The 21,518-nt window shown below is 45.8% G+C and carries 21 protein-coding genes; 9 read left to right on the top strand and 12 right to left on the bottom strand.

All coding sequences use genetic code 11. From position 1 onward, the window contains the following. The coding region (locus tag H6H02_RS24435; RefSeq protein ID WP_277922595.1) for an IS1 family transposase at nucleotides 1–245 on the top strand (245 nt) is incomplete at its 5' end. Between the two features lie 51 nt (nucleotides 246–296). Next, nucleotides 297–530, top strand: coding sequence for a hypothetical protein (locus H6H02_RS27365; RefSeq protein ID WP_242040859.1), 234 nt, complete (start codon nucleotides 297–299; stop codon nucleotides 528–530). A 240-nt stretch (nucleotides 531–770) separates the two neighbouring features. Here H6H02_RS27365 and modA read toward each other — a convergent pair whose 3' ends face one another. Both modA and H6H02_RS24420 read right to left on the bottom strand, forming a co-directional pair. Continuing rightward, the gene (gene modA / locus H6H02_RS24425; protein WP_242040858.1) at nucleotides 771–1,688 is read right to left on the bottom strand and encodes a molybdate ABC transporter substrate-binding protein; all 918 of its coding nucleotides are present in this window, start codon (nucleotides 1,686–1,688) and stop codon (nucleotides 771–773) included. Nucleotides 1,689–1,835: 147 nt separating this feature from the next. Continuing rightward, nucleotides 1,836–2,567, bottom strand: a complete 732-nt coding sequence (locus tag H6H02_RS24420; RefSeq protein WP_190822690.1) for a winged helix-turn-helix domain-containing protein — start codon at nucleotides 2,565–2,567, stop codon at nucleotides 1,836–1,838. A gap of 137 nt (nucleotides 2,568–2,704) precedes the next feature. Between H6H02_RS24420 and H6H02_RS26915 the strand changes: the two genes are divergently transcribed. Next, entirely contained in the window at nucleotides 2,705–2,872 is a 168-nt protein-coding gene (locus H6H02_RS26915; protein WP_206757309.1) for a hypothetical protein, read from the top strand. A 465-nt stretch (nucleotides 2,873–3,337) separates the two neighbouring features. Further along, entirely contained in the window at nucleotides 3,338–3,961 is a 624-nt protein-coding gene (locus H6H02_RS24415; protein WP_190822688.1) for a CPP1-like family protein, read from the top strand. A gap of 34 nt (nucleotides 3,962–3,995) precedes the next feature. Here H6H02_RS24415 and H6H02_RS24410 read toward each other — a convergent pair whose 3' ends face one another. From H6H02_RS24410 to H6H02_RS24400, 3 genes are all read right to left on the bottom strand, one after another. Further along, nucleotides 3,996–4,724 (bottom strand): HAD family hydrolase, encoded by a 729-nt coding sequence (locus H6H02_RS24410; RefSeq protein ID WP_190822686.1) that lies wholly within the window; start codon nucleotides 4,722–4,724, stop codon nucleotides 3,996–3,998. A 79-nt stretch (nucleotides 4,725–4,803) separates the two neighbouring features. Further along, nucleotides 4,804–5,925 carry a 4-hydroxyphenylpyruvate dioxygenase gene (hppD, locus tag H6H02_RS24405; RefSeq protein ID WP_190822684.1) on the bottom strand — a complete coding sequence of 374 codons (1,122 nt, stop codon included), beginning with the start codon at nucleotides 5,923–5,925 and terminating at the stop codon, nucleotides 4,804–4,806. A gap of 226 nt (nucleotides 5,926–6,151) precedes the next feature. Next, on the bottom strand, nucleotides 6,152–6,853 hold the full coding sequence (locus H6H02_RS24400) for an SDR family oxidoreductase (protein WP_190822681.1): 702 nt from the start codon (nucleotides 6,851–6,853) through the stop codon (nucleotides 6,152–6,154). Nucleotides 6,854–7,185: 332 nt separating this feature from the next. Here H6H02_RS24400 and H6H02_RS24395 point away from each other — a divergent pair, with 332 nt between their 5' ends. After that, nucleotides 7,186–8,658 carry a cyclic nucleotide-binding domain-containing protein gene (locus H6H02_RS24395; protein WP_190822679.1) on the top strand — a complete coding sequence of 491 codons (1,473 nt, stop codon included), beginning with the start codon at nucleotides 7,186–7,188 and terminating at the stop codon, nucleotides 8,656–8,658. A gap of 42 nt (nucleotides 8,659–8,700) precedes the next feature. Here the strand turns inward: H6H02_RS24395 and H6H02_RS24390 are convergent, their stop codons facing one another. Continuing rightward, nucleotides 8,701–10,446: an NYN domain-containing protein gene (locus tag H6H02_RS24390; RefSeq protein WP_190822677.1), complete on the bottom strand. Its 1,746-nt coding sequence runs from the start codon at nucleotides 10,444–10,446 to the stop codon at nucleotides 8,701–8,703. A 114-nt stretch (nucleotides 10,447–10,560) separates the two neighbouring features. Between H6H02_RS24390 and H6H02_RS24385 the strand changes: the two genes are divergently transcribed. Both H6H02_RS24385 and H6H02_RS24380 read left to right on the top strand, forming a co-directional pair. Then, on the top strand, nucleotides 10,561–12,069 hold the full coding sequence (locus H6H02_RS24385) for a UbiD family decarboxylase (RefSeq protein WP_190822675.1): 1,509 nt from the start codon (nucleotides 10,561–10,563) through the stop codon (nucleotides 12,067–12,069). A 47-nt stretch (nucleotides 12,070–12,116) separates the two neighbouring features. Continuing rightward, nucleotides 12,117–12,662 carry an SH3 domain-containing protein gene (locus H6H02_RS24380; protein WP_190822673.1) on the top strand — a complete coding sequence of 182 codons (546 nt, stop codon included), beginning with the start codon at nucleotides 12,117–12,119 and terminating at the stop codon, nucleotides 12,660–12,662. Between the two features lie 169 nt (nucleotides 12,663–12,831). On the opposite strand, the gene H6H02_RS24375 is transcribed toward H6H02_RS24380, so the two are convergent. After that, nucleotides 12,832–12,969 (bottom strand): hypothetical protein, encoded by a 138-nt coding sequence (locus tag H6H02_RS24375; protein WP_190822671.1) that lies wholly within the window; start codon nucleotides 12,967–12,969, stop codon nucleotides 12,832–12,834. Nucleotides 12,970–12,990: 21 nt separating this feature from the next. On the opposite strand from H6H02_RS24375, the gene H6H02_RS24370 reads away from it, so the two are divergent. Continuing rightward, nucleotides 12,991–15,291 carry a tetratricopeptide repeat protein gene (locus H6H02_RS24370; protein ID WP_190822669.1) on the top strand — a complete coding sequence of 767 codons (2,301 nt, stop codon included), beginning with the start codon at nucleotides 12,991–12,993 and terminating at the stop codon, nucleotides 15,289–15,291. A 117-nt stretch (nucleotides 15,292–15,408) separates the two neighbouring features. On the opposite strand, the gene H6H02_RS24365 is transcribed toward H6H02_RS24370, so the two are convergent. From H6H02_RS24365 to H6H02_RS24355, 3 genes are all read right to left on the bottom strand, one after another. Further along, complete coding sequence (locus H6H02_RS24365) at nucleotides 15,409–15,885, bottom strand: endonuclease domain-containing protein (protein WP_190822667.1); 477 nt, start codon at nucleotides 15,883–15,885, stop codon at nucleotides 15,409–15,411. A 65-nt stretch (nucleotides 15,886–15,950) separates the two neighbouring features. Then, the gene (locus H6H02_RS24360; RefSeq protein WP_190822665.1) at nucleotides 15,951–16,400 is read right to left on the bottom strand and encodes a GAF domain-containing protein; all 450 of its coding nucleotides are present in this window, start codon (nucleotides 16,398–16,400) and stop codon (nucleotides 15,951–15,953) included. A gap of 160 nt (nucleotides 16,401–16,560) precedes the next feature. Next, on the bottom strand, nucleotides 16,561–17,385 hold the full coding sequence (locus H6H02_RS24355) for an SDR family NAD(P)-dependent oxidoreductase (RefSeq protein ID WP_190822663.1): 825 nt from the start codon (nucleotides 17,383–17,385) through the stop codon (nucleotides 16,561–16,563). 792 nt (nucleotides 17,386–18,177) lie between these two features. On the opposite strand from H6H02_RS24355, the gene H6H02_RS24350 reads away from it, so the two are divergent. Next, the gene (locus H6H02_RS24350; protein ID WP_190822661.1) at nucleotides 18,178–19,065 is read left to right on the top strand and encodes a mechanosensitive ion channel family protein; all 888 of its coding nucleotides are present in this window, start codon (nucleotides 18,178–18,180) and stop codon (nucleotides 19,063–19,065) included. A 63-nt stretch (nucleotides 19,066–19,128) separates the two neighbouring features. Here H6H02_RS24350 and H6H02_RS24345 read toward each other — a convergent pair whose 3' ends face one another. After that, nucleotides 19,129–20,334, bottom strand: coding sequence for a 4-hydroxy-3-methylbut-2-enyl diphosphate reductase (locus H6H02_RS24345; RefSeq protein WP_190822659.1), 1,206 nt, complete (start codon nucleotides 20,332–20,334; stop codon nucleotides 19,129–19,131). 97 nt (nucleotides 20,335–20,431) lie between these two features. After that, the gene (locus H6H02_RS24340) at nucleotides 20,432–21,298 is read right to left on the bottom strand and encodes an SGNH/GDSL hydrolase family protein (protein WP_347342649.1); all 867 of its coding nucleotides are present in this window, start codon (nucleotides 21,296–21,298) and stop codon (nucleotides 20,432–20,434) included. Between the last annotated feature and the right edge of the window lie 220 nt (nucleotides 21,299–21,518).

Raw genomic sequence — 21,518 nt, 5'->3', positions numbered from 1 at the left:
GCCAATGCGCGGTTGTTTATACGGATTTTTGGGTAGCGTATGCGGCAGTTCTACCGAGCAAGCGGCATCGAGCAGTGGGTAAAGAAACTGGCAAAACGAGTTACATTGAGCGATTCAACAACACATTGAGACAACGGGTGTCTCGATTAGTCCGAAAAACCTTATCCTTTTCCAAGTCCTTAGAGAATCACATTGGTGCCATTTGGTATTTTGTGCATGATTATAATGCATCATTACTTGTTTAGCACCACCTCCAGATTTTATTAATTAATTTTTAATTCTTTTCACTGTCCGTTGTGCTGTTGATTCGTGCATCCCCCAATCTTGAGCAATATGAAAGTAAGTTCTGTACTCGCGCCAATACTGCTCTTGTTAACAAGATTTGGTCGGGAATTGGGATAGATGCATGGCTGCCACGGCTGCCCTCTTTCCCATCCCGTACTACTTTCACCATCATCCAAAATGTTTCCGGTTTCACCCCGTACATTCTTTTAAAGTCAGATTCAGACAATGCAAGTTATTTTTTGTAACGCATCAATTTAGGAACTATAACTATCAATTCATTAAACTTTGTTTAGCTGATTCTACTCAATTCCGCAAGAGGTCTAATGCGTTGGTCTGTCCAACCTCCCTCTATATGAGTCTGGTCTGCCAGCAATAGATTCTGGCGTAGAGGATTTTTTTGGCAGGTGCTTGACCGTTTCTACTAATATCCTTAAGCCGCTCACGTTCGCTTTCACTCAGATTGACAATGTACTTATCACGATGAGTCATAGGGGGAATAGCTCTCTGCTTCCTCCCCAACATTTTAAGCTTGCCGCGCTAGTAGGTTCACGGGGCGGGGCAGAGACGGGGTTAAACCGTACTGCATCCAATAGAGAATTTCTAGAGGGACTACAGGAAAGGGAGTAGGCGCTAATTGGCAGAAAGCTAATTGGCAGAAAGCCGTACTTCTGCAATATCTGCTGCCCTTTGTAACTGGTAACAAAGTTGATGAATTCTTTTGCCTGCTGGGAATTTTGACTTTGCTTAACAACTGCTATCCAATAGCTGATAGGTTGAGTTGATTCAAGGGAAATTCTGCTTATCACCTTCACTGTTTTCGATATCGCCGCATCCGTCGCGTAAACAAGGGCGGCGTCAACATTCCCCTGCTCCACATAAGTCAAAACTTGACGCACATTGTCACCAAAAACTAACTTTTTTTCTTTTTCCAGTTTGGTATAAAGATTTTCTTTTTCCAGAGCCATTTTTGCGTACTCTCCCGCTGGCACTGTCGCTGGATTCCCGATTGCTAAGCGTTTCAAACGACTATTGCTTAAGTCAGATAGTTTCTTCAGCCAAGGGGTTTGAGCAGTCATTGCCACCAGGACTAATTGATTACGGCCAAACGTCTTGCGAGTTTGGGGAAGCAATAAATTCTGCGTTTCTAAAGCATCCATCGGTCGAGCTGCTGCACTCGCGAATACATCAATGGGGGCACCCCGTTCAATTTGCTTTTGCAAGAAACCAGAAGCGGCAAAATTAAAGTTAACTGTAGTCGGAAGCTGAGCTTGAAAGGATGTGGCAATCTCTGTAAAAGCTTCGCTCAACGAAGCAGCAGCAGCAACCGTTAGAGTGGTAGATGTCGATTCAGATGCCTTTGGGGAAAGAGCCGGGGCAGTGCAAGCCCCCAGCAGAAGACTCATAACCAGGCTTAGTAGGATGAGAGGGGGTAGCACAGCGAACCGATTGGTATTCTGCGGATACTTGTGTGGCATCAAAAAAGAACTCAAGCGTTTTTTCTCTAGCAAAAACTATGATTTCAGGCTTTGATGTTCTTGAACTATCCCGTTTCAGCGTTCCGCTTTGCCATTGAGTTCGGGTTTACCCGGAACTTCAAACTTGTAACCGACGCCCCGAACCGTTTGAATTAACTCAGGCTGAGTAGAATCGATTTCAATCTTCTTGCGAATCTGCCCGATATGAACGTCAACGACCCGTGGATCTCCAATGTAGTCAGAAGCCCAAACTTCCTTAATTAGCTCTGCTCGACGCCAAACCCGACCAGGATGACTTGCCAAAAAATGCAACAAATTAAATTCTAAGGCGGTCAGGGGTACTGGTTGGTCGCTCAGATTTACCTCTCGACGCACTGGATCGATCACCAGTTTGTCAAAGATGAGGCGTTGCTGTTCGGCAACTTTCAGGGGTCGATGGCGCTTTAAAAGTGCCCCGACTCGGACGCCCAACTCTTGCAAGCTAAAAGGCTTGGTAATGTAGTCATCCGCACCTTGAGAGAATCCGTGGATTTTATCGTTTTCGTCGGCGCGACTCGTTAGCAGCAGCACTAATACGTCGGTGCGGCTTTGTAATTCTTTGCAGAGTTGATAGCCATTCGCGTCAGGCAAATTCACGTCCAGAATCACCAGGTTTGGATTGAATTGATCAAACACGGCGCGGGCGGTCTTGCCGTCTTCAGCAGACTCCATTTGATAGTTTTGACTTAAGAAACGATAGATGAGATTCCGGATGGCAGGATCGTCATCTACGACAAGAATCTTGTGAGTTGCGGAAGCCATGACCATAACTTTCCACTAAGAACTGGATTATGATTAACAGACAGAGGTATTTTAAGCAAACAGGCCGAGTCGGGGAAATAAGCGCTTTGGAAGGCGAAAAACCGCTTCCTCACCTTATTAATATTCCCAAGTTTAATGACGTAATGAGCATTTTAGACAATTATCGTCGCTCTCCCCAGTTAGTGAAAATATCTCGTAATCGTCAATTCTCCACGATGAGCAGTCTGGCGGTTTGTTTTAAGTCTTTTTGGTCTAAAAAAATTGAATTTGCCGAGCGAATCCGGATAAATCATCTGACGGTTAGCTGGTAAACGAATAAAAGTGTCTTTCGGGAGAAGCCCTTGTGTTCAAGGATCAAGCTAAACTAACTTGGAGGATAGGATGAAGGTAGGCACTCAAGGCTCAGGATCAACTGCGCTTGGGTAGCGATTTTAGGGACTTGAGCGGCTTTGAACAAAGAACCAGTATGACAAAACCTCACGGAAAATGTATAGATACTTTGCCAAATGTAGTAATTTATGACCATTCCATCCTTCAAGAGCCGTAGCACCTTCTCCAATCAGCGTGAAAGTATTCCAATCGCGCTCTCATGGGGTTGGAGATACTCTTTTCGCAACGGAAATTAGGGAGTCTTCGGTTACGTAGGTTAGAACGGCTGGCTAATGATACTTTTTTTTAGCCTGAGGAACTGGCAGTGTAGATATAGAGCTAGATTGCCAGAAATGATTGAGTCGATGAAGACTGCTAAAAATACATAGATCTCTGGGAGGTTTTGGATGAGCGAGCAAAATCCCTACGAAAAGCTTGGACTGTCAGAAGACGCAACTTTTGAGGAAATTCAGGAGACCCGCAAGCGCCTTCTTCAAGAGCATCATGGCGAGAAGGAGCTTCTGGAAGCGATGGAGACGGCCTACGATGCGATTTTAATGGAACGTCTGAGGATGCGCCAAGAGGGAAAAATTAAGGTTCCGGAACGGATTCGGTTTCCAGAGCGGGCGATCGCGCCTCCTCCCACTTTTGCACCTCCCCCGGTTAACCGTTCCCCAGCTTGGTTGCAAAATCTGATTGATACGCCCAGCTTACAAGAGGTGGCGTGGCCTAGCGGCTTATTCTTGGCATTGAGCGCCATTACAGTCTATCCAGGCACCAATGATTCGACGCTGCCGTTGAATATGGCGTTAGGGGCAGGATTAAGTTTATTTTTGGTCAATCGCAAAGAGCGGAAATTTGGTCGCGCTTTCCTGCTGACGCTGCTGGGGTTGTTCGTGGGGATTGGATTGGGAACGCTGCTCGATAATGTGCTGATGACGCAAATTTCTAATATCGGATTGACACCAGATAAATTCGTCACGGTGGTGACGTTTATTATTCTCTGGCTGGTTAGTAGCTTTCTGCGCTAGAGCTAAGAATTAATCATGAAAAATTAAGAGTTAATCAGAGACTTTTTAATTTTTCATTTTTTATGTTTAATTCTTCAGTCAGCGGCTGACTCAATACGAAATCCACGGCTTCACCGAGGTTGTTTACGATCGCGTCTGGCTGGTATAGCTTAAGTTGTTCGCGATCGCGTATCCCGCACAAAACCCCGATGACCTTGACGCCGTGGTTTTTTGCGGCAATTATATCAGCCTCGGTATCGCCGATCATCCACACGTTAGAAGCGGGAGGCAATTCGGCGATCGCACGTTCCATGAGTAGCGGTTTGTCGTCGATGTCACGAGTCTTCACGTAGTCGTTAGCCAGGTGGTAGCACCGATTTTGGGGGAAAAATCGCTCTAAGTCGTAGCGACCAAAAGCATAATCTAACTCCCGTTGACGGCGCATGGTCATTACCACCAAATCGACGCCTGCTTGCTGTATTTTCTCTAGGGCGTCAACGGCTCCGGGTGCCAGCGCGTCATAAACTAGATAAGGCATCGTATGCACGGTTTGACGCCGCAGTGCTGCAAATGCTTGGGCTTGATCTTCATCAAGACCGGAAAGCATCCCGATTTTTCGTTCTGGGACGCGCGATCGCTTCAAAGCCCAAAACTCCTCCTTAGACATCTGACGCACTGACTGGTCTTCCCGCCGCGTCTGTTCCAAACAAAACTGGTAAACTTGGTAATATCGCTCCGAAACGTCCATAATTGGGCCGTCGAAGTCACTGATAATTCTTAACATTTTTAGACGCAGGGGTTAATCTATATGACTAAGATTAATCACAAATTACCCCCTTTTTACCTGCCTGCCGATAGGTTCCTCAATACAGGCTACCTCGCTTCATCTGCTCTCGTTCAATCGCTTCAAAAAGAGCGCGAAAGTTGCCTTCCCCAAAACCCCGTGCCTGTAAGCGGCGCTCAATTAACTCAAAGAAGAAAGTAGGTTGTTCAAAAATCGGTTGAGTGAAGATTTGCAGTAGCAACGCTTCGGGAGAGTTTTCCTCCCAATCCACCAAAATTTGTTGCACCGCAATTTCCTGAATTTCGGCCTCCGATAGCTGAAGTCCTTGCCGGTGAAGTAGTTGAGTGTAGTAGGAGCGGGGGACTTGCAGAAAGGGTAGACCGCGTTGACGGAGATAAGCGATCGCATTCACAATATTGGGCGTTTGCAAAGCAATATGCTGAACTCCTGGCCCCCGATTCACCTCCAAAAATTCCTGAATTTGGGAATTTGCAGATGCGGGCTGATTAATCGGTAACTTGACCCAACCATCCGGATGAAGCATCACCTTACTGTGCAGTCCCGAACGCTCGGTTTGAATCGCAAACGACTGCTGAGGTATCAACGCCAGCGTCTTTTCATACCAAGCAACTGCCCGATCCAAGTCCCCAGCCGCCACATTCAGCACAACATGATCGATGCCGCCAAACACGAAGCCGGTGTTGCCCCTGCCATCTAACTGCTCGGAATCCTCATCCCATAAGACTTTTCCGCCATCCCAGTCAAGCTGGGGAAAAGTGCAAATAAAACCTCTATTTTGGCGCTCAACAAACCTAGGCTGCCTTTCTATCAAGGTATGACTCAAAGAACCCCAAGCAGCAATCTTGCCCCACTTCAGCAAGACCTTACCCGGTTGTTCCTGGATGGGTTGCAACACTTTAGCGCCCCCATTGACCGCCTTCGTCATCACCGCTTCCACATCAGAAACGCTAAAAGCAATGTCAGCAACACCGGGAGGATGTTGGTGCAGAAACTGGGCAACGGGACTCGCCGATGTCAGGGGTGAAGATAGCAAAAAATAGACTGAGCCGCTTCTGACCACTTCTGTGCGAGTGTGGTCGCTTACCCCAGCGGCTACTGCTTGAAACCCTAGCAGTAGCACAAACCAGTCGCGCGACGCTTTGGCATCTTCAACATAGAAGTGAACGTGGTCAATTTTCATGGTTTATCCAGTCTGAGCAGCTCTACCTGAGTGTAAATTTTGCCCTCTTCCTGGCATTTACAGGTCATTCTTGAGAAAGAATCCCTCCTTTGATAAAGTGCTGAGTGTTTTAGGATCTGGGTTTCCCTGGCTATGTCAAGGACTGAGTGGGAGATGGCAACAGTAGCACAGAGCCAGTAAAAAACAGCAGATTTTATACGTGGTGTACTGAGTTCGCGATGACGATTTAGAAAAACAGGTGGCTTTCTGGTTGAATATTAATTTCCATCGGCACCGCTTGCGGATCGGCGGTGAGTGCGAACAAAATGGCATTCGCCGCTGTTTCAGGGCTAAGCATCTTTTTTCGATCGACTTTTAGGCTGACATTGTCCCAAAAAGGAGAATCAACGCCGCCAAAGTAGAACAGGGTAAACTTGATGCCGAAGCGCTTCAGCTCATCTGCCATACACTTACTGAAACCCACGACGCCAAACTTCGAGGCACAGTAAGCTGCTGCCATCGCCATTGAGTGTTTGCCCAGAATCCCTACCACATTGCAGATATGACCGCTTTTATGCTCCTTCATCGCCTCCGCTGCTGCCTGACAGGTGTAGAAACTGCCTTTTAAGTTCACGTCGAGCATGGCGTCTAAATCTGCGGGTTCTAACTGGTTGTACTGCTTCATTACGCCAGCGCCCGCCGCATTGACTAAAACATCAATTTGACCAAAGTGGGCGATCGCTTTTTCCATTAGCGTCTCCACCTGCTGGGGTTTAGTAATATCTGTAGGTACGGTTAAGGCTTGGGGAAGTCCAGATGCCAAGTTTTCCAACCGAGTGCTATCTCTTGCTGCCAGTACCAACCGCGCCCCCATTGGTGCCAGTTTGCGAGTTAAGGCGGAACCAATCCCGCCGGTGGCACCGACGATGACAACGACTTTATCTTGCATATTCCTTTACATTTCTTTACATCTTCTCCCATCATACTGACCGCGATTCATTCTGCTCAAACCAGTTATTTCTCGTTTCCAGGGAGACGCCCAAGAACGCTCTCAGGAGGCTCTTACGTCCCGCAATCGCCGAGAAAGTCTAGGAAGAGGGTGGGAAGCGTAACAGCTTGTAAGCGCGGCAGCAGCCTATTCAGTAAGCATTTCCTGGTAGAGCCTCAAAGCAGAAAACGAGAAAATGAGCAGATTTCCCAGGCAAAACCTTGACATTTCGTAAAAATCGAGGCTGAGATGGACAAAGTGCGTGAGAGTTCCTGCTTCAGGTTGAGTAAATCATGGATTGGATAGTCAAAGCGGCAGGGGAAATATTTGCTGGCTTATCCCAGCTATTTACAACCCCGCTTTTTGAAATCGGTAACACCCGTCTTTCTCTCGGTTCGATTGTCCAACTGATTTTGTTAGCGATCGCTGTCTTTATGGCTTCTCGCGCTATCAGCGAGTGGATTAAGCGAAAAATTCTGGTGCGGGTGAAGTTGGATCGGGGAACGCGAGAAGCGATCGCAGCGGTCATCGGCTACCTTTTAGCAGGTTTTGGATTTATGATTGTCCTGCAAACGGCAGGCATCAACCTGAGTTCTCTAACGGTATTCGCTGGAGTGATTGGGATTGGGTTGGGATTCGGGTTACAAAATCTATCCAGCAACTTTATCAGTGGATTGACGCTACTTTTTGAACAACCGATTAGAGTCGGAGACTTTATTGAAGTAGATGGTCTTTTAGGAACTGTAGAAAATATTTCTATTCGTTCTACGATTGTTCGGACACTGGATGGCGTTTTTGTCATCGTTCCCAATGTTCGCTTTGTTGAAAACCATATTATTAACTGGACCTATAAAGACCCAAAGTGTCGCATCCATATCCCGATTGGAGTTGCCTATGGGAGCGAACCCATATTAGTTACAGAGGCACTTTTAGCGGCGGCTCGAATGGAACCCGGCGTTTTATCTTCTCCGGCTCCCAAAGTTTGGTTTAAAGGTTTTGGGGAAAGTTCTTTAGATTTTGAGCTATTAGTTTGGATCGATCGACCGCAAGGTAGCGATCCCATTAAAAGCTCTTTAAATTTTTCGATTGAGCATGAATTCCGCAACCGAGGAATCGAAATTCCTTTTCCCCAACGAGATATACACATTCGCAATTTAGAAGATATAACGCATCGGTTTCAGAAAACCAGTGCTACAGATGTTCCTAATGGCAAAGTCAATTCGCCCGATAACCCCATCACACCCAACACCAAAGTTCTTGCCAAATCCCCCGATAACTGGACGCTGCGTGATTTGTTGCGAAGAGTTACTTTCTTTGAGTCGTGTACGGATTTAGAACTGCGGCAATTGATTGAGTACGGATATCGACAACTGTTTCCAAACGGACAGGTTGTTTGTCAAGAAAATGACCCCGGCGATTCATTCTATATTATTTTGACTGGCTCTGTAGAAGTGTTTTCTCAAAAAGCAGAGAAATATATTGCAACGCTTCACAAAGGCGAATTTTTTGGAGAAATTTCTTTATTACTGGGAACTCCGCGTTCTGCAACCGTTCGGACTGTGGAAGATGCGATTTTGTTTGTCGTAGACCGCAACGATTTACAAAAGCTTTTAGTCACTCATCAGGAGTTAGCCGATCAGATTGCCCAAAAATTATCAGAACGGCAACAGGCATTACGAGATTTGGGGCTACTGACAGAAGAAGTGTCGGAACAGACTCCTTTAATCCGAATCCGCCAACGAATTCAAAGCCTTTTTGGCATCTAAGAATTAATTCGCTTAAGATAGGCAATTGGATTGACTTTTGATTTAGGAGTTTTGAGCGATCGCTACTTGATAGCCTTTATTGGTTTTCTCTACTTTGAAGCAACGACAAGACTTTAAAAATTGAGTGAAGCTACCTTCTGGATTGAAGTGTTTGATAATTTCAGAGATTGGTTGATTGTATTTTTTATGAAATTCTCCTCCTAAACTTTCTAGGGGAATATAGTTTTTTGAGGACTCACCCGTTAGCGTATTCAATATATTGAATAACACTTGTTCCAGCTCAAGACAGGAGTTAATTTTAGATGAAGAGGCGTGAGCGATCGCTACCTGATAACCTTGCCCATTTTTTTCCACTTTTAACGTAGAACACGACTGTAAAAACTGGGTAAAATTAGTACCCGGCTTGAGTTTTTTAACTAATGCAGTCGGGGATTCACCATACACTTTACTGAATTCTCCACCTAGCGATCCTGTTAATACTTTTGCGTCTAAAGATTGCGCGTGCATTGCCTGAATAACCTTTACAACTGCATTTTCTAGTTCTGCTAGAGAAGTGATAGTAGATAAAGGTTGAAGTTTATCGTCTGATTGCTGTTCAAGTTTAGGATTTTCTGGCGCTTTTTGTGGTTCAACTAAAGTCTGATTCCCGGCTTGAGTTTTATCAGTTTTCAACTCTGGATCTTGTTTAGTCGTTTTGGTCATTTGACCGATTTTAAATAGATTGATATATATCTCAGCAGTTTCGGGGAGTTGATGTACTACAAAATCAGAGGGTTTATCTATGAAAATATCTTTATCAGTCTTACCGGGACTATAAGTATCAACAACTTGATTGATAGTAATTTCGTACTTTTCGTAAAATAGCTGAGATAGGGCAGATAACTTTACCCACTGAATTTTAGTCCGTTCTTGTTCTTCGACAAGCAACGCTTTTAAATAACTAATACATTGCATTAATGGTGGGATAACTGGTAAGTCTTTGGGCGTATAACTTTCAATTTTACCTGTTTTATAGTTAGATACGGTTATATTAGAACCCTGTCGAAAAACCCGATATACCGTTAATCCGTATTTCTGAAGATGGTTGCAAAGATTGGTCATCACCGTATCTGATGAACAAACTAAGACTTCTTTAACTTTTGGGTAATGTTCGCGGATTGATAAGCCAACTGCTATCATTTTTCCATCAGCGTTATCCCTACCAGCAGGAACGTGAATTAAATCATAGCCACGTTCATGCAATTCCGCATCTAATTTACCCATACGTCGCCAATTTGCAAAGGCAATTTTAACTTGGATAAAGTAAGTGCAGAGGGTTGTTAAAAACTTTTCTGTTTCGGTATCGAGTTGTAAGTTTTCAGCGTCCAAAAGCAAAATCGCGATATGTTGCTCTGGAATCAGCACTCGTGGCGCTTCTGGTGGAGGTGAAAAGGCCGATCCATTTCTAGAATCTCTTTCAGATGCTGAATCGATTAAAATACGAAGTTTTTCTATTAATTTAATAGATATCGGTAATTCTAAACATTGAGGGGTTAAGATTAATTGCAGTAATTTTCGTACTGTTTTAATTAGTGCATCTCTATCAGGTGCTTTGTTGAGTTCTGTTTGCAGTTTTAATAGGAAAGAGGATTGATAAGGCGCATCACTCCAGGGAACATTCCGGTACTTTTCAGTTAATAATTTGGGCTGCTGTTGCTGAATGAAAATAATGGCTTGATAGATACAGAAGCTAATTTCATTAATAACAGCAGAATCATTTACCGAGGTCACGCGAACGTTATCTGGCATAGTTTTTTGGGGTTATATTGAGGCGGCTTACCCCTGAAGTCTCTAGGGGGCACTCCTAGTGTTAGGATTCCCCTCATAATAAAAGAAAGTGCTTCATACTTCTTAATCTTTACTATGGCAAGAGACTTGCGGGGATTTATCAAGCTACTGGAAGAACGAGGGCAGTTACGGAGAATCGATGCCCTCGTTGACCCAGATATGGAAATTGCTGAGATTTCCAACCGGATGTTACAACGCGGTGGTCCTGGGCTGCTATTTGAAAATGTAAAAGGGTCAGCTTATCCGGTGGCGGTGAACCTGATGGGTACAGTTGAACGGATTTGCTGGGCGATGAATATGCAGCATCCGTTGGAGTTGGAGGAACTGGGCAAAAAGCTGAGTATGTTGCAACAGCCGAAGCCACCGAAGAAGATTTCTCAGGCGGTGGAGTTTGGCAAGGTGCTATTTGATGTGCTGAAGGCGAAACCGGGGCGCGATTTTTTCCCAGCCTGTCAACAAGTGGTTATCCAAGGCGATGATCTGGATCTGAACCAATTGCCGCTCATTCGTCCTTATTCGGGTGATGCTGGCAAGATTATCACGTTGGGCTTGGTAATTACCAAGGATTGCGAGACGGGTACGCCGAATGTGGGAGTGTACCGGCTGCAACTGCAATCTCGCAACACAATGACGGTGCATTGGCTATCGGTGCGAGGTGGTGCCAGACATCTACGCAAGGCGGCGGAACAGGGGAAAAAGTTGGAGGTGGCGATCGCACTCGGTGTTGACCCTCTGATCATTATGGCAGCTGCAACACCGATTCCAGTCGATTTATCAGAATGGCTGTTTGCGGGACTCTACGGCGGTTCTGGGGTGCAGTTGGCGAAGTGTAAGACGGTGGATTTAGAAGTGCCAGCCGACTCGGAATTTGTCCTAGAAGGCACCATTACACCGGGGGAAGTGCTGTCAGATGGCCCCTTTGGCGATCATATGGGCTATTACGGCGGTGTCGAGGATTCGCCGTTAATTCGCTTCCAGTGCATGACGCACCGCAAAGACCCAATATATATGACAACTTTTAGCGGTCGTCCGCCAAAAGAAGAAGCGATGATGGCGATCGCGCTGAACCGCATCTACACGCCGATTTTGCGGCAACAAGTTTCAGAAATTGTTGATTTCTTCCTGCCAATGGAAGCGCTGAGTTATAAAGCGGCGATTATTTCCATTGACAAGGCATATCCGGGACAAGCGCGACGTGCAGCCTTAGCTTTTTGGAGTGCTTTACCTCAGTTTACTTACACCAAGTTTGTGATTGTCGTAGATAAGGACATTAACATTCGCGATCCGCGTCAAGTGGTGTGGGCAATTAGTTCCAAAGTTGACCCGGTGCGTGATGTTTTCATTTTGCCGAATACGCCTTTTGATACTTTGGATTTCGCCAGTGAAAAAATTGGTTTAGGCGGACGCATGGGAATTGATGCGACCACGAAAATTCCTCCTGAAACCGAACATGAATGGGGCGAACCTTTGAAATCCGATCCAGATGTGGCGGCGATGGTGGAACGACGCTGGGCAGAGTATGGTTTAGCCGACTTGCAACTAGGAGAAGTTGATCCGAAATTGTTTGGCTACGATATGAAGTAATTGTTTGGCACCAGCACTAACGCTGGTGTTAAATAATTGGGAAACTTATGACTAAAAAGGCGAACAAGACAGCATCAAAGCTAACCGTAGGATTAGCGCTAGCTAGTATGAGCTGGGTTATCAATACTGGCACGGCTAATCTTAGCGTATTAGCGCAACCAGTTAATGAAAAAAAATGCGATATTTCTGCCGTCGTTATAGACAAAGATCCGCAAGGTTTAAATGTGCGTACTGGCCCAAGTAGTAATAGTCGAATCTTGGGAAAAATCCCTACATACGAGTCAGTTGAAATCATCGCTTCCTCTGGAAATTGGGTAAAAATTACGAATGCTGATAGAGAAATTGGCGGCTTTCAGGGAACTGGCTGGGTGTTTTTGCCCATGTTAGGCACGTCAACGAGGGGCTATGAAACGAATGGGGTTAATCTTTATGCTAGTCCCAGTCAGCAAAGCCGAAAAATCGCACGAGTTCCACGTAGAACTGATGTTAAATTAATAGGCTGTCAGGGAGAATGGGCGCAGATTGAATATCGAGGTGTTAAGGGTTGGCTGAAAAGTGACGATCAATGTGGTGTAGGCACAACCTGTTCTTAATTGTTTTGCATTGAGTAGATTTAACTCTAATTTGTTTGGCTACGATATGGGGTAGAACCCCACCCCCAACCCCCTCCCCGCAAGCGAGGAGGGGGCTAAGAAGTGACGATGAGGGTCAGAAGTGATAATGAAACTAACAAGTAAAGAGGGGGTTCACAACAGATTAGGTTTATGAGCTAGTGCGATCGCTATCAGACGGAGATGCGGCTTGGGCTGATAAATTGTTGCGATCGCAAGCTTTACGGTAGTTAATTGGCTTACTTTGAGATTTTTGCCGCTTCAGTGGGAATACTAAGTTTGGATTCATAGTAAAGTCAATCAAATTAGTATGAGCATGGACTGGGCTACCCTGCTGCAATCGCAACAAGCAGAATTCATCCAAAGGCTGAAAGCTGTCTCTATGGCTAAACTACAGCTACTCCCTAAACTTGCGTTTTCGGTTTTCCTTGCATTAATTATCAGTCTGGTATGGGTTGTCATTCCTGGTGTCAGCATAAATAAAGCTTTAGCTGCTGAGGCTCTCCTAATCAATCAACTTCAGCCAGTATCATTGGAAAAAAATCCGCTCAGTTTCTTTGAAAAATTAGGAAATTTTATTACCTCTGGCAGGGGTTTTTTGTCTGATAATTCGGTTCTCTCGGCTAATTCTGTTCTCAGCCCTTCTTTTGCACCTACCCTGGCACCTACGTTTGTACCTACCCTGGCACCTACGTTTGCACCTACCCTAGCACCTACGTTTGTACCTACCCTGGCACCTACTCTTTCTTTGGTAAGGATTGATTCCTTTTTTACAGTTCAAGAGTTAAACTTGATTAACATTAATATTGGTGATAAGGGAAATACCTCTTCTTCTATTTTAAAATTCTATAAAGACGGATTAAAGAAAGTTAGAGAGAAAGGGGATCATAAGAATGCTATTAAGGATTACAGCAATGCTTTAAGTAAAGGCGACTTTGCGGAAGGTTATGTTAGCCGAGGACGAGCTTATTCAAGATTAGGGGATGAACAAAAAGCCCTTGAATATCAGCAGAGAGATATTGAAAAGCAGGAATTAGAGTTAAGCAACAAGCAAAAAAAACTTGGATATCAGCAACAAATTATTAAGTATCAGGAAAAATCGAATGAATATCAACAAAAAGCAATAGCAGATTATACTAAAGCATTGGCTGTAAATCCCAAGTTTCCTTTTGAGCCAGATGACGGCAAGTGGCAACCCGATCCAGAGCGCTATGTTGAACCACTACTTGGACGAGCCGCTGTCTACATTAAATTGGGTAACTATCAGGCAGCACTTGATGACTTCAACGAAGCTATTAAGCGCAATCCTGACTTTTACGATGCTTATTTAGGTCGGTCAACCATCTACCTTGGAATAGGAAATTATCAGAAAGCGATTGAAGATTTGAACGTGGCACTCGATCTCAATCTTGACTATCCATCGGCCTTTTTAAGGCGTGGTTCTATCTGGGGTGAATTGGGAGAACATGAAAAAGCGATTGAAGATTTTAATGAGGTGATTGAAAGCAAAGCGGAAGACGCCAGTACCTATTACGCTGATGCTTACTACAAACGGGGTCTTGCCAACTTAAATTTGGCAGAAAATCAGAATGCGGTTGAAAATTTTACTGAGGCAATTAAGCTAGACTCTAAATACCGCGAAGCTTACTACAGCCGAGGAATTGCCTACGGTAGGCAGGGAAAATATAACGAAGCCATTAACGATTACAGTCAGGCATTACTAATTTACAATATCACAGGGCATTCAGGAATGATTGCTGCGGTTCGTTCAGTAGCTATTAGCCCTGATGGAACAACATTAGCTAGTGGTAGTGATGATGACAGTATTAAACTGTGGAACCTAAATACCGGAAGAGAAATCAAAACACTTTCTGGACATTATCTAAAGGTTCGTGGGATCGCATTCAGTTCTGATGGGCAGCTTCTAGTCAGTGGAAGTAATGACAAAACCGTTAAATTGTGGAACGCGAATACTGGAAAAGAAATTCGCTCTTTCTCTGGGCATTCAGACCGTGTTACTTCCGTTGCTATCAGTCCTCATAGACAGATTATTGCTAGTGGAAGTGATGACAAAACAATTAAATTATGGGGCGTGAATACTGGAGAACAAATCCGCACGCTTTCTGGGCATTCAGATTACATTCAGTCCCTCGCTTTTAGTCCTGATGGGCAAATACTTGCCAGTGGAAGTTGCGATAAAACTATCAAACTCTGGGACGGAAAAACAGGAGAAGAAATTAGCTCCTTAGAGAGTCATCAAAGGTGTGTTCGTGCTGTTGCCTTCAGTCCTCAAGGTAATACCTTAGCTAGTGGTAGTGAAGACCATAACATCATGATATGGAACTGGCAAACAGGACAGCTAATTCGTTCTCTTAGCGGTCACACTGACCAGGTGACATCTGTGGCGTTCAGCCCTGATGGTCAAATCCTTGCTAGTGGGAGTGATGACAAAAACATTAAACTATGGGATATACAAACTGGACTAGAAATCGGCACCCTTTCTGGGCATCAATCTTATGTTGAGTCAGTTGGTTTCAGTCCTGATGGAAAAACTCTCGTTAGCGGTGGTGGTAGTTATGATAAAACTGTTAAGGTTTGGCAGGTGCAATAGCGGTTAATTGAAGATACTGCTGAGTAAGCGATCGCATCCCCATCAAAAACACGCGATCGCACCCATCTCTCTCTTAGCCCCCTCCTCGCTTGCGGGGAGGGGGTTGGGGGTGGGGTTCTATCTCTGCAACCAACCCGCAACCCCTTCCAGCACCTCATCAATTGAACTCAAAACTGCCTCATTCCTAAACCGCACAACCCGCAACCCTAGACTCTCCAAAAACTCCTGACGGATCGCATCTTCCTCCTGAGTGTAGTCGTGAATTTCTCCATCCACCTCCACCACTAACTGCGCTTCATTACAGTAAAAATCAACAATAAAACGGTCAATTGAATGCTGACGGCGAAACTTAAATCCCAACAGTTGCTTGTTTCTTAATTTCTGCCAAAGTTTCTCTTCTGCTGGAGTCGGTTGATGACGCATTTGGCGACCCAGTGGCTTGAGTTTTTCCCAGAGTTGGGGCGGAGTTTGCCAAGATTGTCCCGGAACCCCACCCCCTAACCCCCTCCCCGCAAGCGAGGAGGGGGGATTGGAGGAAGAGAGGGAATTGGAGTGGCGTAGAAGCTTTGGTTCTATGGGTTCATCTTGGGTCATTTTCTCATCTTCGATTTGTTGCTTATTTCAAGCCAGCGCGATCGCTTTTTCCTGCAAATTATCCTCTACTTCATAGTTATCTGGTATTGATAAACCAGTGGAGCAACTTCAGAGGCGTAAGCAGCCAAAACACTTTCTGCCTCTTCGTCAAATAAGCTGCCGTCAGTACGATTCCAAGCTTGTAGCGCTCCCAAAAGCTTGCCTTCGTAGTAGAGAGGCACGGCTAAAGCTGTCTCTATTCCCAACGCTTTAGCATGATCTTGCCGGACTCGGCGATCGCCCTCAGTACGACAAACTAACACGGGTTTGTCGCTCTGAAATGCCGTACCACACAATCCGGAAGTCGCTGCGGCAACCCTTTTGTCCAACACCCACTCAGCGTGCTTGCCTATTGCTGCCGCATAGTAGACGGTTTCCTCTTCGGACTCAGCTAGCACCACGGAGGCTGTTTCAGCATTGACAATTGCTTGGATGCGTTCGGCAATGTCATCTAATATCTGGCGATTTTGACTCATCGTTAACATCTGTTTATCTGCAATCAGTCTATCCAAATACAGTTAGGTTAAATGGCACTAACGTTCGGAGCCTGGAAATAAATTTCACAGCTAAAGTAGGTAGAGACACGATTAATCGCGTCTCTACTCTAGAATCAGATTCCCCTGTTGATAACAGACTTTAACGTGAAATTACTCCAGCCTCACGGAGTCTGTGATAGCGCTTTTGCTTATACCTCGACAGGGGTGCTGCTAGCAGTAAAACTTTCTCTAGCAGCCAAGGTGCAATGCGATTGCACCACACGGCTAAATGACTTTGCCATCCCACTAAAATTTCTGGCGATTCCTTTTGCAGTCCGGCAACGAGTGCCTGAGCGACTTTCTGAGAAGTTGTGGGGACTACCCAGCGAAACCACTTTAAATCTCGTACCATGTCAGTGTCGGTCAAAGATGGCAGCAAAGCCATCACCCGGATATTGTAGTCGGCAAGTTCGCCGCGCAAGGCTTGGGTGAATCCCAAAATCGCAAACTTGGTGGCTGAATAAGTCGCCATCGTCGGTGCGGCAATTTTGCCCATCAAGCTAGAAACGTTCACGATGGTTCCTTCCCGTTGGGTTGCCATACGTCGAGCAACCAGACGAGTCATGGTGTACATTCCCATTAAATTAATCGCGATTTCTTGCTGCACATCCGGGAGTTGAGATTTCAAAAAGGGCGCTTGGTGTGCAACTCCCGCACAGTTGACGAGCAGATGAATCTGACCATAATCTCGCCAAGCTTGGGCGATCGCAATATTCACTTCTACTATCTGAGCCAGATCCAAAGGCAGGATCGCGGCTTCTACGCCAAGTGCTTCGATTTCGGCGGCGACTTCCGCTAAGCGATCGGCGTCGCGTGCCACCAGCAACAGGCGTTTGGCTCCTTGTTGCGCGAGTTCAAGCGCGATCGCTCGCCCAATTCCACGGGAAGCTCCAGTAATCAGAGCCGTCTTTCCTTGAATATTCATAACTTAAACCTTCTCCATTTGAGGTCTCACCGCGCTGATAAGAGCTAGTGCCGAGTAGAGGTCTGCAAGTAGAGGTAGCATCCTCCAAGCACGCAGTGAGGAAAACAGTAACTCGTTAATTAGAGATGAGTTGAACTGAACTGTTGGGAGCCAGACATTTCTCAGAATTTTTGCAGGGAACCCATTTTCATCGACAAACCTGAGAAATTTCTTTCCGGAAAACTTCAGCCAAATAAGAGTTGGACTGGCTGTACGTAAGGGGAACACAGGTTAGGAACCAGATGAAATTGAAGAAATGCATTTTGAATTGTGAAACAAAGGGATTCCTCCGCCGTCTAGGAAGATTTGGTGTAGAGCCGTCAGAGAAAAATAGTTTCAAGCAATTCTGCAATCAGTGAATGGGCGAACAGCCAAGTGTGATGTAGAGCATGGATGGCACGTCTCCTAAAATACGAGCATTGACCAGAAGCAACTCTTAAGCACACCTTAGCAACTGCATCAACGAATCGCAATAATTTTTAATAAATTCTGCTTAACATTTCGTTACAAAACTGCCAAATGCTTTGCTGAAGCCATCTTTGGAGAGGTGCTAGCTTCAGGGAAGTCAGGGGATGTCGTGGGAGCGATCGCCAGCAACTTCCTGTTTACTGGTGTTGTATAACACATTGAGTGTCGGAAGAAAGCCAACTAAAAGCGATCGCTTACTCCAAACCCCAAGCGAAAAAAACCGAGCAGTTTTGAGATATTTGATATCCTGGCAAAAGTCAAAAGTTAAGATAATCCTTTTCGTTTATGGCTGCTTTGATTAAAGAAATCCAACAGAGCCTGTTAAACCTGATGGGTCAAACTATTGAGGCACTACCAGGAATTTTGATGGGGATCGCGATCCTATGTTTAACCCGGTATGGAGCGAATCTAGTTCGGCGGATCGTCCGTGGTGTTGGCAGGCGTGCCCTGAAAAACCCATCACTGCGCCTGCTGCTTGTGCAGACTAGTTTTGTAGGAACCTGGGTGGTAGGGATTCTCTTCGCCTGTGTTGTTGCCTTCCCAGACTTGCGGCTGGGCGACATCATTGGTTTGCTGGGACTCAGCTCGGTCGCGATTGGCTTCGCCTTTCAAGATATTTTCAAAAATTTTCTGGCGGGAGTGCTGCTGCTGTTGCAGGAACCGTTTCGGTTGGGGGATCAAGTGATAGTAAACGGTTTCGAGGGAACGATTGAAGAAATTTCCCTGCGCGCCACCCAAATTATCACCTATCAGGGAGAGCGCATCGTTGTGCCAAATGCGATTGTCTTCACGAGTCCGGTGCAAGTGCTGACGGCGATGCCCCACCGCCGGACAGATTTAGAAATTGGCGTTGATTACAATACCCCTTTACCCTACGCCGTCGAAACTCTGCTCGAAGCCGTGTTAAAAGTCGAAGGCGTCTTATCGAAGCCAGCACCGGAAGTGGATGGATTAGGCTTTGGTGATAGCTCGATGAACTTGGTCGTCCGCTATTGGACATCGCCGCACAAAGTAGATGTGCGCCGTACTAGAACCAAGGTGATGATCGCGATCAAACAAGCTTGCGATCGCGCTGACATTAACATCCCTTACCCCATCCGCACGCTTTACTACTACAACCAAGACCAGTTCAACGATGCTTCCCCAGTTGCAGATGGTGCCCAAAAAAGCTGAAAGTTTTGAGTTTCTCTTGAAATCAAAACTCAAAACTCGCAACTAATCTATTCCCTAATTTTGTTAAACCATCGCAGCCACTTTCAGCTCAAAAATCCTCTCGATCGTATCCTCCACCACCTTATCGGGAGTTGAGGCTCCAGAAGTAACCCCTACCACAATGGGACCAGCGGGTAGCCAATTTTCCTGAACTTTCAAATCGCCACCCAGCGGCTTATGCTCCACACGATTGCCAGGGCCAATTCGCTCGGCACTATCGATGTGATAGGAAGGAATTTTCCGCTCAATGGCAATTTCTTGTAAGTGCGTCGTATTGGACGAATTGAACCCCCCAATCACCACCATGACATCTAGCTTTTCATCGACTAGCTGAAACATGGCATCTTGCCGCTCTTGAGTGGCGTCACAGATGGTGTTGAAGCTTTGGAAATGCTCGTTTAACTCGCTTGGCCCATACTTTCTCATCATGGTGCGCTCAAATAGCTTGCCGATTAGCTCGGTTTCGCTCTTGAGCATCGTGGTTTGATTAGCAATGCCAATCCGCTCTAAATCAGTGTCGGGATCGAATCCATCTGAGCAAGCGCGGCTGAATTTTGTCATAAATTCGTCGCGATTCCCACCATTGAGAATGTAGTCGGAGACATACTCCGCTTGTGCCAGATTCAGCACGATCAAATACTTATCAGCAAAAGAACTGGTGGCGACGGTTTCTTCGTGATTGTATTTGCCGTGAATGATCGAGGTGTAAGCTTTTTTCTTGTGCTTTTCGACCGTATTCCAAACTTTAGAAACCCAAGGACAGGTTGTATCCACAATCTTGCAACCCTTGTCGTTGAGCAGTTGCATTTCCTGAACGCTAGCACCAAATGCCGGTAAAATCACCACGTCCCCCGTATCGACAACAGAGAAGTCTTTTTCGCCTTTCTCGATTGAGATAAACCCTACTTTCATGTCGCGCAAGCGCTGATTCACAGAAGGGTTGTGAATAATTTCATTGGTAATCCAAATCTGTTCGGTCGGGAAGTGCTGGCGGGTTTCATAAGCCATTGCGACGGCGCGTTCCACACCCCAGCAAAAACCAAACGATTCGGCTAACCGGATAGTGACATCACCGCGTTTCAAGGTGTAGTTGTTTTCCCGAATTTCCTGAATGAGATGGCTCTGATACTCGGATTTGAGGACACCAGCGACTTCCTCTTGATGACCAAAGCCCTTGCGATGGTAGTTCTCAGAACTGTTTAATGACCGTTTGAAGGCTTTTGTATCCATGCAGCCGTTTCCTCTCTCATTCTGGTGGTTCCTCGTCGATCATAAAATGCCTGGACGCTCAGCTGGCGTTACCCAACAAAGTCAAAGCCAGGATTTTCTAATTAGCTTTGCTGGTTTCTGTTTCCACCTGCATGAAGAATTGAAGGGCATAGCGCCAAATAACATAGCCTTGAGGGCTTAGATGCAAGCCATCCGTCGTCAGTTCGGGATGTATATTACCATTGCCATCGACGAATAGGGGATAGAGATCGAGATAGCTGGCAGATTCCGAACGAGCGATCGCGCCCAGTTGTCGGTTTAGTTCGCGGATGCGACTGTTGGGAATCCGAATCAGGCGATCGCGTCCCACCCAGGTTGACTTTTTACCGCCGTGGGGCAAAATCGACTGCACAACAATCTGTGCTTGGGGATGAACCCGTCGCAGGTAGCGAATAATCTGTCGTTGGTTCGCCAAGATTCTCCGATCCCCCACTCCTCGGATCAGGTCGTTAATGCCAATCATCACCAAGATCATTTCCGGTTGAGTTTCGTCCAACACATCCAATCGGTTGAGCAAACCCCCCGAAGTATCTCCAGAAATTCCTTGATTGAGCCAAGTGCGCTCTGTGGGCAATAGCTCCGAAGGAAACCACAGACTGAGCGAATCCCCAGCCAGTACGGTTAAATGTTTGGGATTTTTGGTTGCGGCTACCTCCGCTTCTTGCCTGAGCAGCGTCACCCACTGAGCGTAATTCAGCTGGTGGCGCGGCCCTAACGCAGGTGTGACAGGCAGTGTTTTCGTCAGCAGGCTAGTAGAGATGTCTTCTGGGATCGGCTCTACAGGTGTAGCTTCGCTAGCTTGTAACCTAGCTGACAGCCACCGATCCCGATTCAGCAACAAAATTACTGTTAGCATCAGCAACCCGTTGGTAGCTAGGGACAAGAGCGCCCAAGCCGGAAGAAAGGTTTTCGAGCGAGTGGACACACTAAATCAGATTCAGCAAAGGTTGAATTTAATCTTAAATTGCTAGCATCCACAAATCGAGCGATCGCGATTCTTAAGCAAATGAATCTGATTGCATCAATTTCAATCAGGGCAATTCTGTAGTGGAATTATCTAAACGAACGGGGTTGCTCATCAACTTTCCACCCACAGATAGATGAAAAAAAGAAATCCGCCTAATTCCCAGAGCTTCTATATCGTT

Origin of the sequence: Coleofasciculus sp. FACHB-1120, assembly GCF_014698845.1 — a bacterium.
In the GTDB taxonomy this organism is placed as follows: Bacteria; Cyanobacteriota; Cyanobacteriia; order Cyanobacteriales; family FACHB-T130; genus FACHB-T130.
The sequence above is the reverse complement of the archived record's forward strand: the minus strand, read 5'-3'. Positions and strand labels throughout refer to the sequence as shown.

Excerpts from the sequence above, each read along its gene's own strand:
- hppD (WP_190822684.1), bottom strand. The coding sequence starts at position 5,925 with ATGAAAATTGACCACGTTCACTTCTATGTTGAAGATGCCAAAGCGTCG.
- H6H02_RS24390 (WP_190822677.1), bottom strand. The coding sequence starts at position 10,446 with ATGCCAGATAACGTTCGCGTGACCTCGGTAAATGATTCTGCTGTTATT.
- H6H02_RS24370 (WP_190822669.1), top strand. The coding sequence starts at position 12,991 with ATGAGCATGGACTGGGCTACCCTGCTGCAATCGCAACAAGCAGAATTC.
- H6H02_RS26915 (WP_206757309.1), top strand. The coding sequence starts at position 2,705 with ATGAGCATTTTAGACAATTATCGTCGCTCTCCCCAGTTAGTGAAAATA.
- modA (WP_242040858.1), bottom strand. The coding sequence starts at position 1,688 with ATGAGTCTTCTGCTGGGGGCTTGCACTGCCCCGGCTCTTTCCCCAAAG.
- H6H02_RS24365 (WP_190822667.1), bottom strand. The coding sequence starts at position 15,885 with ATGACCCAAGATGAACCCATAGAACCAAAGCTTCTACGCCACTCCAAT.
- H6H02_RS24345 (WP_190822659.1), bottom strand. The coding sequence starts at position 20,334 with ATGGATACAAAAGCCTTCAAACGGTCATTAAACAGTTCTGAGAACTAC.
- H6H02_RS24360 (WP_190822665.1), bottom strand. The coding sequence starts at position 16,400 with ATGAGTCAAAATCGCCAGATATTAGATGACATTGCCGAACGCATCCAA.
- H6H02_RS24355 (WP_190822663.1), bottom strand. The coding sequence starts at position 17,385 with ATGAATATTCAAGGAAAGACGGCTCTGATTACTGGAGCTTCCCGTGGA.
- H6H02_RS24350 (WP_190822661.1), top strand. The coding sequence starts at position 18,178 with ATGGCTGCTTTGATTAAAGAAATCCAACAGAGCCTGTTAAACCTGATG.
- H6H02_RS24395 (WP_190822679.1), top strand. The coding sequence starts at position 7,186 with ATGGATTGGATAGTCAAAGCGGCAGGGGAAATATTTGCTGGCTTATCC.
- H6H02_RS24415 (WP_190822688.1), top strand. The coding sequence starts at position 3,338 with ATGAGCGAGCAAAATCCCTACGAAAAGCTTGGACTGTCAGAAGACGCA.
- H6H02_RS24420 (WP_190822690.1), bottom strand. The coding sequence starts at position 2,567 with ATGGTCATGGCTTCCGCAACTCACAAGATTCTTGTCGTAGATGACGAT.
- H6H02_RS24400 (WP_190822681.1), bottom strand. The coding sequence starts at position 6,853 with ATGCAAGATAAAGTCGTTGTCATCGTCGGTGCCACCGGCGGGATTGGT.
- H6H02_RS24375 (WP_190822671.1), bottom strand. The coding sequence starts at position 12,969 with ATGAATCCAAACTTAGTATTCCCACTGAAGCGGCAAAAATCTCAAAGT.
- H6H02_RS24385 (WP_190822675.1), top strand. The coding sequence starts at position 10,561 with ATGGCAAGAGACTTGCGGGGATTTATCAAGCTACTGGAAGAACGAGGG.
- H6H02_RS24380 (WP_190822673.1), top strand. The coding sequence starts at position 12,117 with ATGACTAAAAAGGCGAACAAGACAGCATCAAAGCTAACCGTAGGATTA.
- H6H02_RS24410 (WP_190822686.1), bottom strand. The coding sequence starts at position 4,724 with ATGTTAAGAATTATCAGTGACTTCGACGGCCCAATTATGGACGTTTCG.